Below are 13,780 nucleotides of genomic sequence, written 5' to 3'. Positions count from 1 at the left end.
CTTCTCGTACTTTCATGTTTCGGGCTGACACTCCGTATCAAATGACTTTAACTATTATGGTTCCATGAAGCTTATTATTAACAAAAGCTTTAAGCTGCCAAAGCCCATTTGTTTTTAGAATGAGACTGGAGGGGCTAGATGCCGTTGCACCCCAGTTAGTTCCTCCTAAAGTAGATTCCCAAATCGTTTCTTCATCACCATTTTCACTGATTGCAGTCACCTTAAGTGTATTACCTACAAGTTCTTCTTGTTCACCCCATAGAAGCCACATATACTTCTGTTTTTTACCAGCGTAGAACGGACTATTGCTAATGGCTAAACGCCCTTGTTCTCCTAGCCACTTAGCTTTAATTTCTTCTCCCTTTTCATTTGCGGTTGTTAATTCAACAATACCCGACTCTTTCCAAACTGAAGTTGTGATAGATGATTCATTATCTTTACATCCCGATAAAATAACTACAAAAATAACCGAAATTATTGCAAGCAGTACTCGCGACAATTTCTACACCTCCACCTTATCCCAAAAGTCCTGATTTAAATAAAGAACTAACTTCCCATTCTTTGTTTTCAGAATTCGTTTGTATTTCTTAGTCGTAACCACCTTCTACTGAGCGCCGCCACCTGAATCTAATACTTTATTTTTCGGTCCAATACTTTATTTTCACTGCTCACAATAAATTAATAATCATCGTACGATTAATTATTAATATGTATTTCTTAAAAGTATTTGCGCAAAAAAACAAGAGCACCGGCCTTAACCGACGCCCTTATCATTCTCGTTACCTGTTCACTTAAGATGATCTTCATCGAAAATAACGATATCTGTTCCCGAGCCGCTCGACGTCAAGACCTTGAATTGTTCCTTATACTCGATCTGATGATCGTCCGTGATCGGGATTTGGATGGTTTTGCTCCACTCTCCACTCGCGAAAGTAAGGGTTCCCGATACTGGCGTAAAATCGTCATTCTTTGCCGTGCCCGGTTCCGTGTAGTAGTGGATGGTGTGCCTGCCGTTCGTATTCCCGGTGCGTAGAAGTTTGAGGCTGGCCACGCCTTCCTCCTCAATGATATTGTAGGTGGGATAGGAGAAACTAATATGGTCATACCCATGATTTATTTTAAAATATTTTTCTGCACCGGGGATAACAGCTTCTCCCCCTGCAGGATTCTTTAGCCTTATGCCAAAACTTTTGACAAAGTCATCGTCCGTTCTGTCATTTGTAATTGGAACCGTGATTACTTTTTCGGTTTCTCCGGGTGCGAATACCAGTGTGCCGGTGGTTGTCTGGTAGTCGCTTCCGCTCTGAGCCGTGCCGTCAAACGTCTCATATTCGACGCGAATTTCATCACCGGTCGGGTTTTCCCGCAATACATGGATCAGGTTATCTTTTCCCGCATTATGGTAATCATTGAATACATCAAAAACAATCGTATTTGCCAGTGCTGCAGGACGGCTGTCCTTTTCCGTAATCTCGGCAGTTGTATTTGACCAGTTATCCAGCGTTGCTCCCCCGGTGGGATTACTAAGCCGGACGCGAAAAAGCCTTACGTCGTGCCTTGCGTCGTTGTCGATGATCGGAATATCTATTTTTTTCCACCACTCCCCGTCCGCGAAGTTGAGCGTCCCGCTGACCGGTATATAATCCTCGTTTTCCGTTGCTTGATATGGAGAATCGGAATTCGTGATAGCGCTGCTGGTCGTATAGTCGACGGTCACTTGTCCTTTTGCGTCGTTCATTCGTTGCACATAGAGGCTGTAAGTTCCAGCCGCTTCGCTAACAGCATCGAAGTAGTACTGAAATATAAACGAACCGGCAGTTTCGGGTTGACCCCAATCATCATCCCAAATATAGATGTTCGTCGACGACGTCGGAAAATTAATCGATGTATCAATGAGCTCTAAGGTTATGGTTTCTGCGTTTCTCAAAGGTTTATCCGGGTGAGCTTCGTTATTTTCCAGCAGGACATCGTCGTAGATCGAAATCGTAATCGTTTTGGAAGTTTCTCCGGGAGCAAAGTTCAGCGTTCCTTGGGCGGCTTGTCCATCATAATCAACTCCCGGTTGAGCGTAACCGATTGATTCCGGAAATCCAACAATGTATGGAACACTCCCGGCGCTCCCGGTGTCTGAAGTGCGCATCACCTTTACGGTAACTACCCCTCCCGTCTCCATCACACCATAATAGGGACTCTCAAATTTATATTGTGGAGGAGGGAAGGCATTGTTTGCGGCATGTACGTCATGAGTAAAAATCGGCAAAGTCAGCGAGGCGGCCAGAATGATTGCGGCAAATAGCCGTGTTAATTGGTGTAGACCGTTTTCCATGTTAATAACTCCTTAAATTTATTTTGAAGCAAAAAAAGAACATACAGCGCGTTTTCTGACTGCACAGGCTGCATGTTCCTCCTTTGAGTTCAACATTATCAACATTTAAAGTAGTTCTATAAAATACTGTCCTTACAGTTAAAAATTTATTTAGATTTAAAGGAAGTCTTTTCTTAAAGTTTTAATCTATAGATATACTAATAGATATATCTTCCATGGAAATATTGCTCTAATTTTACCACAAAGTACTTTAATTTTTTTTAAAAAATTTTTAGTTGGATAGTGCGGAAAAAGGCTGCTATGAAGCAGCCTTTGAAAATTGGTGATGATTCATAGTTGTATAATCCGGGAAGGATGATCCGAACAACCGTTCCTTCGTTCGAGCGGCTTTGAATGTTCTGCTCTCCATGAAGCCGGACGGTTTCGGAACAAATGGTAAGCCCCCATCCGGCGCCGTGATTACGAAGTTCATCAATGATACCATTCCTATTTTTATTTTCTTCAATGTAACTTTCGTATAGTTGCCCATTCTCCTGCCAGTTAGCTGAATAGAGGCAGCCGATTGATCGTAGTCGGCTGCCTCATAATTGTAGTGTGCTATCGTAATCCGTTAGCGTAATGACAAATGATAGATACGGTGTTCAAAATGGTCATTAATTCTGGAAACCCTTTCCGCGCGGCGTTCCTTCGGCATTGGCGCTATCGTGCCCAATTAGTTTAATGATTTGAGTTGAGCTATGTCATCGGTCTTCTAATATGGCTCTAGGGACAATTTAGCAATCAAAAAGAAATCAGCAATCATTTATTGTGATACGTTTATAAAAATGAGTCGAAGGAGATGAATGATCTTGCCGCAAAGTTTAACCCCTTGCATAGTGATGGACGGTAACGCAAGAGAAGCAATTCACTTTTATGTAAAAGTACTCGAAGCCCAAGTCCTGCATGTCCAGACGTATGGTGAGATGCCAATACCTTGTCCAGATGGTTTAAAGGAACGTGTTTCGAATGCGCTCCTAAGAATCGAAGAAAGCGAACTCATGTTATTCGATGCACCAAACCAACATGCTGCTAACGGATTTACAGGTGGCGACAAAGAGGAATTTCGTGGTTTGGACCCTATCGTTAATGCTGTTGTTGCCCTCAACATCTCGATACGTGACGTGGAGAAAACAAAGCGGACTTTTGAAGCTTTGCAGGATGGTGGTAAGGTAATCGCCCCTCTGGAAAGGGTTCCTTTTAGTCCGGCATTTGGTACTGTTACAGACAAGTTCGGTGTAACTTTCATACTTGTAACTCAACAGTCAAATTGATTTATTAATGCAAGACTTCGATACGGCCCGCCTGTGGCCGTTTTTTTTATAAACTTATCGTTAGAGAGGATGACGTAGAAACGTTTCATAATAGTCTGTGGCTGCGTTATACTATCCGTTACTTCAACAAACGAAAAAGGAGCTGCCGCGCGGCAAACTCCTCACTATCGTACCCAGTTAGCTTAATGACACACCGTCAGTCAAGGACTATTTTGGGCTGCAACTATCTTTCGCTTTACAATACTTTTTCATTCTAGACTTTATTTTCATCGAACAGCTGCTTCATTGTCTCTATTTTGCTCCCCTGGCCACTAACAGATTATAAACCTTTTAAGTTTGTCCGCTTTTTCATCACCGGCAACAGGGTCAAGTTCTTATCGCTCGTCGACAAAAGGGTCAAGTTATTGTCATTCGTCCGCGACAATAACTTGTCCGATTGAAAACAAAAACCCGCGGTTTATGCGGGTTTGAATCGCTATGTTCTTGTCGACCGACATTAGTTGAATCACGACATTAATAATAACACTAACTTCCAGTTAAGCAGATTACTCTCCCCCCTACTTTATGAAGGAAAAGTGCGTAAGCAGGCTGTTATTCGTGAAGCCTCATACTCCAAGTTATCGAGATACAAAATGCTTAACGTAGTACTCATTCAACGTTTTATCTTAGCAACTATAGCAAAAACTTATTGGATGCAATGATCTTTTCAACCAAACTTGTGATCGGTTTATTCGGAAAATCCATGATGATCGTACCTATTCGCTTCGAAGTTACTTGATCCAAGTAACTATACATGTGGGAATTCAGACCTTCAATACCTGGGCTTCCTTCTGCTACCGTATATGGATAGGCGCCTGCCGATGTACCGGATGTGAAGTTAAGGTACCAGTCCTCAAGATTGCCTTTTTGAGCCTGATCCAATAGGGATTTCACATGATCCCATTTCTTACTGATTTGGAACACTGTTGGTACCTTATATTCATCTTGAATGCGAAGTACAGCACCTGGATTATTAATGGAAAACGTAGCATTATCACTCCAACTTGTCGCATCAATGCCCAACACAGAATTTGCACCGAATCGTCGGACTAAAACAACTTTACCCCGAACCTGATCCAAGGTTGGTATTGTGTCCCCGAGGTACCACATGGATTCATTACCTTCGAGATACCATCGAAACGTATTTTCAAAGCTCCTTGTATCATTTGCATCATCATATTCATGCTTAACAGACATAATAATCGTTTCTCTCGGATGCGCTTGCAGGAAACTTAGACAGACATCTCTGACTCCGCCTCCGAACATCAAGTGCTGGAACATGACGCCGTGGTGAATTGCGAACCTGTCTTCGATATGCCGACAGCGGATGTCAATAAAACGAATACCAGAATCCAGTTGTTCTTTGAGGCTCTGCGTTTGACAAATCGCCAGATCTCCGCCATACAGAGCGCAAGTGTCGTGAGTGCCAGGAATGTTGAACTCAGACAGTTTACTGCTTCCCGACACTTTGTCCATCCAACCGTTTGTAGGGACACGAATGGAAATCGTGATCTTGTTCCAATTATCACCAGATATTTGTGTCGCGATAAACTTTCCTGCACTCTCTCCATCCATTCCTATCTCACGCTTATGATCATGACGAGCATCGTACTGATTGTTTCTGAAAGAAATATAATCGCCATTCTGGAATTCCACATGAAGCCTGTACCATGCCGAGCCTGCCCAATAATTGAGTTCTTCGCGCTCTTCCCTAGATGCATAGGATGCAAGGCTTACATTTTGAAAATTATGATCAGGCCGCGCTCCCCCATCCCAATCATAGTTATCCGTTTCCGTCACCCAAATTCGTTTCATGTTAAAAGGGGTGTTATTCGTTAATCTCAAGTCAGTACGAATCGATGCCACTTCATCTTCCTCCTTTTATGCCATACGGCATTATGGGTTTATCCCATGGAGAAACATATGCGACTATTTGGAAGATAATGATTTATTGGGCAGCCCTAGCGCTGTTGCGATTCCTTTGTTTCTCGTATGAGATGAAACCGATAGCCATCCAATCTTGTAGCTTGGGGATTTTGGTGAAAATTCACCATCCAAGCGAAGTCTTATTTTAAAGGCCCATAGGTCATCAAATAATGACGCATCAACTTATTTGATTTGGATAGCGCCTCTTCACGTATAGATGCAGGAGTAGAAACCATAAACCTCCTGAAGCACTTCTTGTAATGTTATTTTATTCTTGACAGTATTGCCAAATGTTTGATTCGGCAAGAAGCTAAACAAAAACATGCCCATGTGTGTGGTGTCATATTTGTTGAGAGAAATACTGTAAAAAACCTTGATCTATCAAGCGGTTTATCTGGTGAGAGAAAATAAAGTTCTTTAATTGAAAATAAAGTTCTTTAACGAAAGTCTGCCGCAATAAGCAAGATGGGAGGGAAAGTAAGTCACGCTATACTGCGACGTGGATAAATATAAAAGTCTTTCGTTTCGGCGCAGTTTTTGTCCTTTCGGCTAACGATATGCAAGTTCTTGTCGAGCGCATTGGACAAAAACCTGTTTTCGTGAAAATGAAAAAATCCGCGGTTTACGCGGATCTGCCCCTTCCTGCCTTGAGATACGGGAGCGCAGCCTTCGTCATGTAAAAATGAGGAAATACATTTGTATGACAGATATCCGGAAATTATAAAACTAAATAGACTCCCGGATGCTCTTAGGAAGGCTTTTAACAACCAAATCGTAAGATTGGTCAATCATTGCAAAGATATCCGACTCTGACAAAGAACCCTCGAGAATAATCGTATTCCAGTGCTGTTTGTTCATATGATATCCCGGTCGAACGTCCTCATGCTGCTCTCTCAAGTTTTCCGCAATCACAGGGTCGCATTTTAGGTTCAAGTACCCTTTTTCCTCATAAAAAAGAGCGAATATTTTACCTGCAATTTTTATCGCGAATGGATCGGTTCCTCCCAAGGGAAAATCCTTAATCGCTCCTTTTTTGTTTAGACAGTATTCGATGGAATTATTTTTCAAATCGGATCATCTCTTTCGTAAATGTGATCGTATAGTCCACGCCGTTAATCTAAACCGTCGGCAAGCATCTTCAGTTTCTTTATTATAAAACGAACGTTCGCAATCTATCCGTTAATAATGAGCCCAGCGTCGGCTTGCACTGAGCGGATCAAGGGAAAGACAATCATCCGCGTTCGTCCGTAAGGGCTCAGGGACAGCGACCAGGCCTCGTGGATCATCGTCAGCCGCGAGGCCCGTTCATTTCCGGCTTCGGACATGGGAACTAAAATGGCAATTTACGATATATGTCCTAAAAGTAAAAACAAAGACCACCGGTGGTCTTTGCATATCAATGTGTAGCGTTTCGAGGAATATTTTCTTCAAGTATTGTAACAGCAAGTTGAACAGACAGGCGTGATGTCTTAACGACGCCCTCCTTGGCAAGACCGCTCATCACGCCACTGACCGCTTCGCGGCTAGCACCCAGCATATTGGCAATCTCTTGATGGGAAAGAGGCAGATCGATCAGCGCATATCCGTCTTGAATGACGCCGAATTTTGCGCTCAGTGTGGAAAGGAGATGGAGTAGGCGTTTTCTCAGACCATGAAGCGCAAGCTGTTCTAATTGACCCTCCCGCTCCTTTAACCGGTCACTGAGTGTTTTAAGAAATTTGAGCGCGAGCTGAGGCCGATTGATCATCAACCGTTCGAACTGAGGCTCGAACATGGTGCAAAGAAGCGACGGTTCCAGCGTTTCAATATAAACCCGTCTGGTTCCGAACGAGAATGAATTTAACTCTCCGAATATATTTCCTTTTGTGAGAATGCCAAGCGTAAACTGTTTTCCGCTGTCGTTCAGTTGATAGAGCCTAAGCTTGCCCTCCTTGACGAAATAGAGTCCCTCGCGGGTGGACTCCGGGGTTTGGACCAATGTGTTTTTTGTGATCCAATTGAAATGATGGATGGTATCTAACTGATCGATCTCTCTCATCTCTTCTTGCGACATTTCTTCAAAAATGCTGATTTGCGATAAATACCAGAGCTTGTTCATTGAATATCGAGCCTCCAAATGGTGTTAGCCAACGGGATACGGATTCCTGATAAGTTGCCATGCTTCTCCCATGGTTGTTTCATAAATATTTAAATGCTGCAGCCGTTTATTCCAATGCCCAGTCGCGCCATGCTTTCCTGGACCATACCGGCAATCGACTTCCGAATCGGCGAAAATGCAAACCCGGTAGACGCCGCTCTGGGCGCGATTGAACTAATCGTAGGCCTCAGATTCAGAGATGCCATAAAGAGGGCGGCGATCGGAAGCCAGTCGGCCGCCTTCGACGGTATTCCCTGAGGCTGTCAGTTTGCTTCACTGTTTCGAACATTCCGTTCACGAGTCCGAATAAACAAGGTTCGAAGGTTCATCTTCTTCCTGAAACTTTATATTGGCAACATCCATAATAGCATGTAGAATTGGATTTTATCAGATCCACTTTTACTTGAAAATCAGCATACCACTTATTTGAAATGAAGGAGGCTTGCTTTATGCCCCAACGCATGCTGTCTGCTACGATTGAATCGAAAACCAAACAAATCTATTCGTTACTGCGCGAACAGATATTTCAAGGTGTTTATGCAGCCGTTAAACAGACCGAAATCGACAAACTTATTCAATTAAGAAAGGCACTACGAGATATAGAATGGGGGATTGGGTTTTCGAATTCAGGGAATTGGGAATGTTTTATTGAGAAGGTAAAGAAGTTATTACCTCTTTTCTGCTTCTTTGCAAACAAGACGAAATAGCGGGGCTCGATGTGACGCCAATGGAACGGTCAACAAAAAAACCCTTGAGGGGGATTTTTATGCGTCCGGTGCGTTACCAGGCCGCGGCAAGCTTGACGGCCTGTTCCATTGCTGCCCGGACGATCTCTTTCGCGCGCTCCGGTTGAAAATCATGGCCTTCCACGTACAGCGCTTGTACGTCGCGAATCCCGACGATGCCGAGCACCAGGCGCAGATAGGGATGGCTGTGATCCATGGCCGCTGCCGGCCCTGCGGAGTAAATCCCGCCGCTCGACTGGATATGCAGCGCTTTTTTGTCTCGCAGCAGGCCGACCGGCCCGCGTTCCGTGTAATGGAACGTCTTGCCGACGATGACGAAGGCGTCGATGAACGCCTTGAGCCGAGGGGGAATGCCCCAATTCCACATGGGGAGACGAACACGTATTTATCGGCGCGCATCGCCATTTCGGTAATGTCGTTAAGGGCATTAACTTTCTGCCGTTCCACGGGACTCAGCTCGGAGAAGTTCAGGCGTTCTTTTCTCAATTTCTCCCATGCCCGCACGACATCGCCGTCGACCGTCTGGAACGCTTCTTGGTAGACATCGAATACGCGTACGTCGTCGTCCGGATGAGCTTCCCGATATGCGCGTCATGTTGCTGCCTCCTAGGTTTGTAAAGGGTGATTAAAGATTGTTTGCTTATTTTTATCCCATATCTCACGAAAGAGTTTTTTCAATTCCCTCCATCCTCCAAAATCCAATTTCCCTTTCTCTTGTCATTGTACATTTATCCAACTATCTGCCTGTTCATAACTTCAACAAATGAAAAAGGAGCTGCCGCGGCAAGCTCCTCACTATCGTACCTGTTAGCTTAATCATCGGGAGATTCAAGTTCCTCTGGAGAAGGTGGCTCGAAAATTTGTATCCATTCTTTAATTTTATCTTTGGGTATGAAAAAAGTTCCCTCTGGGTGTATAGCGTTTCTAGCTTCTAGACGTTTAAACAACACTTCTTGAGGCACATCAACAAAATGAATTTTAAAGTCAGCCCCTAAGTTATTGGCTAGCGAACGAAACTCTTCTCGTTGACTTCTTACCCAGCATCCAAAATCCAGAATAACATCAACACCAAGAACTAAAACTCTAGCTGCCACGTCCCACATTAGGATTTCCACTGAATCATGTCTAGAATCATGCTTCATTTCGTCAATTTCCGACATGGTATCCCCGAAATCGTGCCCAAATAAACGGATATGCCATTCATCAGGAGTAAGGCGAAGTGCAGAGTATTTCGTTTCGAGTTTACGAGCCAGAGTAGTCTTGCCGCTACAAGGGAGACCAACCATTAAATGAAGGGTAGCCACTGTGATTTCACCTCCTTTTTTTGAAACATATATAAAGAATTTCTTTTTGCATTAGACTGACCCGTTAGCGTAGTGATCTCCCCTAACCCTCGCCTATCCGGTCGAGATTTTACGCATATGTTTCCGTCATAAAATGATTAAGCGCATATAAGTGCATTTAAAAATCCGGCTACCGTGATTTTGGCAGCCGGCATTTATTGAGCTTTCATTTCCCGTCCCTCGTTTTTAAGGGTCTATCTAAAGCAGAATGGGAATCCACACGGGTGAGACGTATCTGCCAATCGGTTCACTCTTAGCACTTCATCCGCAAATGCATGGAAATGGTTTTGCAGAGACCGATGAGGCAAGGTTGATTATATAAGTAGATATAGCATTCCACTGCTGTCTCTCACGGGTTCTCGTAGGCGTTTAAATAGAGTTGTCTACGGACAGAAATGATGTCACCCGGCCTCCGCTATAGACCGACGTAGCTCTCCGCGAACAGGTTCGCGTAGGCGTCTGATCCGCACAGCCTTTCGAGTCTTGCCCGTCGCAGGCGCTCTGAGAATGCCTGATCGTCGCTTCCATCGGTGCTGTGGATCAGCCGCAGCATCCAGTCGGAGAACTCCTGTACCCTCCACACGTCCGGGAGGCGGGTCTCGGAGTACTTCCTCAACAGCGTTTCGTCCCCCTCGCGGTAGTGAGCGATCAGAGCCCGTGCGAGGACTTCGGTGTCGGCGACGGCGAGGTTCATTCCCTTCGCTCCGACGGGAGTGATGATGTGGGCGGCGTCGCCGGCAAGGAAGAGCCTTCCGTATTGCATGGGCTCCGTTACTACGCTGCGCATGTCGAGCACCCTGCGCTCGATGATCGGGCCAGTGACCAGGTCGCATTCACCGTCGATGGCCATGCGCTTGCGCAGCTCGCTCCAGACGCGGTCGTCGGGCCACTCTGATTCCAGATCCCCGGTCGGACACTCCAGGTAGAAGCGTGTGACCTGCGTGGTTCGTGGCATCTGCCCGGCGAAGCCCGACTCGTGCAGCGCGTACACTATCCTCTTCGATGACGGCACCTCAGCGAGGAGTGCGAGCCATCCGATCCCGTACTGCTTGTTGAATGTCGTAGCGTGGGTCGAGGGGATCGACGTGCGGGACAGGCCATGGAACCCGTCGCACCCCGCGACGAAGTCGCATTCCAGTTCCAACTGGAGCGGACTGTCAGAGGAGTCCTGCACGAGGCAGGTGACCAATGCTCGATTGCTCTCCAGGTCTTCCATCTTGGCCGCCGGGTGTGAGAACAGGATCGTCCCACCACGAGATGTGAACAATTCGATTAGGTCCTTCACCACGAATTGCTGGGGGTAGACGACGTGGGAACCACCGACGAGGTCACCGTACGGGACTATGTACCGGCGCCCGCCGTGGCGGAACTCGCACGTTGTGTGAGATACACCGCGAAGGTCAAGCCCCTTTGAGAGGCCGTGTCGGCGCAAGAATTTCACGACGCGGTGCTCGATGAATCCGGCTCGAGCACGTGCCTCCACGTGGGCCTGGGTCTGGCTCTCGACGACGATGCAGTCGATGCCCTCCTGCTGCAGTAGGAGGGCCAGTACGAGACCGGCCGGACCGGCTCCGACTATGGCCACCTGCGTTTTTTGGAAGCGCGTCAGCTCCTCACCAGATTTCGGGCCAAGTCCAAGTTCCCCGCCCAACGCTTTGGTATAGAATGCGGCTTGTTCTCCTGCATCCTCGCTATGAAAATACGGATGTCCCTTCGCCATTTATCTAGCCTCCGTAATGGTTACGAGATTATTTGCTAAATGAACAGTTCATCACTACGCGAATCAGCCTCATCGATTCTTTCCACGAAAGCTTAAATTGTTGTGAACTGCTGAGCATAAATCGAGGAACATGTTGGAAGTTGAACGCATTTTCTCATGACTGATGAGCGCAACGAGCCCAGGCATTTCTTTACGTTCGACGTATCCCGAATACTTGATGCATTCGATCGAGCCGCGACTTCGAGAGACCTACGGCGCTCATGTTCAACTCCTCTCATTCCTCACAAATACTAATCACTTATTTTCATCTGTATTATGCAGTGCCGCATATGAAGTAATTTCTTATGGATTGCTATGCCAACCTAAATATACCAATTATTTTGGTGGCTGGCTATGGTATTCTACTGCCCATTAGTGAAGAAAACTGCCGATTCATTGATGTCGGCAGTTTTTTCCTGATTTCGAGGTCGATCTCAAATACAACAACACTATATCATCCGGAAGGTTTTAGAAAAATTCTTTGAAAAAATTGCTCAAAGTATAATTGAAGCCGTTTTTCTTGGTTGTGGTTCGTCTTCCTGTGCTTTTTTTCCTTTGGTTTTTTTTCCTTTGAGGATGCTGCTTTAATACACTCTTCCCCCTCCCATGATTTAGGAGCTACCCGGCCGTTTCAATTTATAACTTTATTCGATTTATCGAGTGGGATATCCTGCTATAAAAGGAACTGACGCTAATCTCCAGTAAAAAAAACAAAGGACTGCCAATGGGGACTGTTGATTCCCTAGCCTTTGTCAACAGTCCCATGAGGCAGCCCTTTCGTGTTGCACTATCGTACCCAGTTAGCGTAACGAAAAGTTTTTAATTAGGACACAAGAGATTTCATTTCCTTAACTACGAATTCAACTCGATCATCTTTAAAGCCTTCGTTGGAATAAATTATCAACACATTCCCAACTTGATATTTTGAATGTGGTACAACATCTGCCGCTGCCGTCTTATCCTCAAAATCTCTAATTGCCTTCTTAACACCCGCGCTGGAAGAATAGATGTAAATGCTAATTAACTGATCGTCATTAATCAAAAAAGGCTCAGGTGATACGTCATTCAAAGTCATTATGAATACATTCTCCGTATTTAATTCTCTCGGCTTTGCTAAGGGAACCCCATGTTTTTCAAATAAGTCTTTAATTTGTTCCAAAGTAATTGTTTTCTCGTTATTCATGCACCCTGTAACAAAGAAGCACATTCCTAACAGCGTTATTATAATGTTTTTCATAATAGTCCCCCATTTCAACTGTTCTAACGTTTGGGGATTGATTTAAGTTGCAAATAGCAGGATCTATTGCGCTAAACTCCCTCTACTTCAATAATACAAAGAGGATCTGCCTCGAAACCGGTCTTAACCTGCCAGTAGAATTACCGATTTTGGCAGTGAATCCTGGTTCCTGTATACTGCCGAAGCGACTTGAAAAGCAGAGGTCGATATCAGCAGAGAACCCGAGCACGATCGATATGAATGGGTGTCTCCCGAAGAAGCAATTTAAACGTTGTGCACCGGATCTGGTAAAGTTGCCATTGACACAGGCGATCGATCTTATTATGAACCGAGGCCTTTCTCCTTTAGGTTGTTATCTGTTCTGCCCGTTTGCGTAACAAAAAAATGGAGCAGCTGCTGCCGGCAAACTGCTCTGATGTGTTGTTGAACTAACGTGCTCAGTTAGCTGAATGCTTATTTCGAATTTGGAATTGAATATCTTGATTTGAAACATGAATAAACTTTACCAGCAATGCGATTTTGTTTTCAGCATTGATACATTCCCAGTAATAGTCAGCTATACCATTCATTGAATCGAATAGTGGTACTTCGAAAGGGTCGCCTTCAAACGGTTTTAGTACAGCATTCTGCTCTGAGTTGTACGTGTGAATGCAGTGACCAATGCCACTCTTAAATTTACTGTATTGATAACTATTGCGTAAGCAAATTGAAAGGTCGTTGTCGTGTGTTTTTAAAATCGATAAACTATACTGTTTAAGTTCTGTGTTTATCACGGCTGAAATTCTCGGTGTAAAGTGCGGAGCATCTGGTTCAAACTCTCGAAGCATTAACGATTGTTCAAAGGTCCGGTTATGCTGCAACCCATCATAGATAGTGTCAGTTTGATCACCATTCGAGACAATGTGCACGTTGCGACCCGGAAGGAGTCATTCCTACGATAAGCGTTCTTCCGGGATA

At 44.9% G+C, this 13,780-nt stretch carries 13 protein-coding genes; 3 read left to right on the top strand and 10 right to left on the bottom strand.

Annotated features, from left to right (window positions below):
* Positions 1-37: 37 nt before the first annotated feature.
* On the bottom strand, positions 38-499 hold the full coding sequence (locus AC0YOB_RS35795; protein ID WP_475796851.1) for a hypothetical protein: 462 nt from the start codon (positions 497-499) through the stop codon (positions 38-40).
* A gap of 288 nt (positions 500-787) precedes the next feature.
* Entirely contained in the window at positions 788-2,326 is a 1,539-nt protein-coding gene (locus AC0YOB_RS35790; protein WP_475796850.1) for a Calx-beta domain-containing protein, read from the bottom strand.
* 848 nt (positions 2,327-3,174) lie between these two features.
* Here AC0YOB_RS35790 and AC0YOB_RS35785 point away from each other — a divergent pair.
* Positions 3,175-3,636 (top strand): VOC family protein, encoded by a 462-nt coding sequence (locus AC0YOB_RS35785; RefSeq protein WP_475796849.1) that lies wholly within the window; start codon positions 3,175-3,177, stop codon positions 3,634-3,636.
* A 672-nt stretch (positions 3,637-4,308) separates the two neighbouring features.
* On the opposite strand, the gene AC0YOB_RS35780 is transcribed toward AC0YOB_RS35785, so the two are convergent.
* The 3 genes from AC0YOB_RS35780 to AC0YOB_RS35770 all read right to left on the bottom strand — a co-directional run bounded on the left by AC0YOB_RS35780 (position 4,309) and on the right by AC0YOB_RS35770 (position 7,699).
* A complete protein-coding gene (locus tag AC0YOB_RS35780) occupies positions 4,309-5,541 on the bottom strand; it encodes a phosphatidylinositol-specific phospholipase C (RefSeq protein WP_475796848.1) in 1,233 nt (410 codons plus the stop codon).
* Between the two features lie 786 nt (positions 5,542-6,327).
* Entirely contained in the window at positions 6,328-6,669 is a 342-nt protein-coding gene (locus AC0YOB_RS35775; RefSeq protein ID WP_475796847.1) for an MmcQ/YjbR family DNA-binding protein, read from the bottom strand.
* Between the two features lie 328 nt (positions 6,670-6,997).
* Positions 6,998-7,699, bottom strand: a complete 702-nt coding sequence (locus AC0YOB_RS35770) for a Crp/Fnr family transcriptional regulator (RefSeq protein ID WP_475796846.1) — start codon at positions 7,697-7,699, stop codon at positions 6,998-7,000.
* 114 nt (positions 7,700-7,813) lie between these two features.
* Here AC0YOB_RS35770 and AC0YOB_RS35765 point away from each other — a divergent pair, with 114 nt between their 5' ends.
* Both AC0YOB_RS35765 and AC0YOB_RS35760 read left to right on the top strand, forming a co-directional pair.
* Positions 7,814-7,996 carry a hypothetical protein gene (locus AC0YOB_RS35765; RefSeq protein ID WP_475796845.1) on the top strand — a complete coding sequence of 61 codons (183 nt, stop codon included), beginning with the start codon at positions 7,814-7,816 and terminating at the stop codon, positions 7,994-7,996.
* A gap of 191 nt (positions 7,997-8,187) precedes the next feature.
* Positions 8,188-8,445 (top strand): hypothetical protein, encoded by a 258-nt coding sequence (locus AC0YOB_RS35760; RefSeq protein WP_475796844.1) that lies wholly within the window; start codon positions 8,188-8,190, stop codon positions 8,443-8,445.
* A 73-nt stretch (positions 8,446-8,518) separates the two neighbouring features.
* Here AC0YOB_RS35760 and AC0YOB_RS35755 read toward each other — a convergent pair whose 3' ends face one another.
* From AC0YOB_RS35755 to AC0YOB_RS35735, 5 genes are all read right to left on the bottom strand, one after another.
* Positions 8,519-8,851, bottom strand: a complete 333-nt coding sequence (locus AC0YOB_RS35755; RefSeq protein WP_475796843.1) for an FMN-dependent NADH-azoreductase — start codon at positions 8,849-8,851, stop codon at positions 8,519-8,521.
* 445 nt (positions 8,852-9,296) lie between these two features.
* A complete protein-coding gene (locus AC0YOB_RS35750) occupies positions 9,297-9,788 on the bottom strand; it encodes a P-loop nucleotide/nucleoside kinase family protein (RefSeq protein ID WP_475796842.1) in 492 nt (163 codons plus the stop codon).
* 454 nt (positions 9,789-10,242) lie between these two features.
* On the bottom strand, positions 10,243-11,547 hold the full coding sequence (locus AC0YOB_RS35745) for a 4-hydroxybenzoate 3-monooxygenase (RefSeq protein WP_475796841.1): 1,305 nt from the start codon (positions 11,545-11,547) through the stop codon (positions 10,243-10,245).
* A gap of 862 nt (positions 11,548-12,409) precedes the next feature.
* Positions 12,410-12,823, bottom strand: a complete 414-nt coding sequence (locus AC0YOB_RS35740; protein WP_475796840.1) for a hypothetical protein — start codon at positions 12,821-12,823, stop codon at positions 12,410-12,412.
* Positions 12,824-13,260: 437 nt separating this feature from the next.
* The gene (locus AC0YOB_RS35735; protein ID WP_475796839.1) at positions 13,261-13,731 is read right to left on the bottom strand and encodes an IMP cyclohydrolase; all 471 of its coding nucleotides are present in this window, start codon (positions 13,729-13,731) and stop codon (positions 13,261-13,263) included.
* Positions 13,732-13,780 lie beyond the last annotated feature (49 nt).

The organism is Paenibacillus sp. JT31N17, from assembly GCF_056269255.1.
This window is presented reverse-complemented; position numbering and strand designations above follow the sequence as displayed.

Bases quoted from the DNA above. Each gene is read 5' to 3' on its own strand.
- AC0YOB_RS35790 (WP_475796850.1), bottom strand. From the start codon at position 2,326: ATGGAAAACGGTCTACACCAATTAACACGGCTATTTGCCGCAATCATT.
- AC0YOB_RS35765 (WP_475796845.1), top strand. From the start codon at position 7,814: ATGCCCAGTCGCGCCATGCTTTCCTGGACCATACCGGCAATCGACTTC.
- AC0YOB_RS35745 (WP_475796841.1), bottom strand. From the start codon at position 11,547: ATGGCGAAGGGACATCCGTATTTTCATAGCGAGGATGCAGGAGAACAA.
- AC0YOB_RS35740 (WP_475796840.1), bottom strand. From the start codon at position 12,823: ATGAAAAACATTATAATAACGCTGTTAGGAATGTGCTTCTTTGTTACA.
- AC0YOB_RS35760 (WP_475796844.1), top strand. From the start codon at position 8,188: ATGCCCCAACGCATGCTGTCTGCTACGATTGAATCGAAAACCAAACAA.
- AC0YOB_RS35755 (WP_475796843.1), bottom strand. From the start codon at position 8,851: ATGTGGAATTGGGGCATTCCCCCTCGGCTCAAGGCGTTCATCGACGCC.
- AC0YOB_RS35770 (WP_475796846.1), bottom strand. From the start codon at position 7,699: ATGAACAAGCTCTGGTATTTATCGCAAATCAGCATTTTTGAAGAAATG.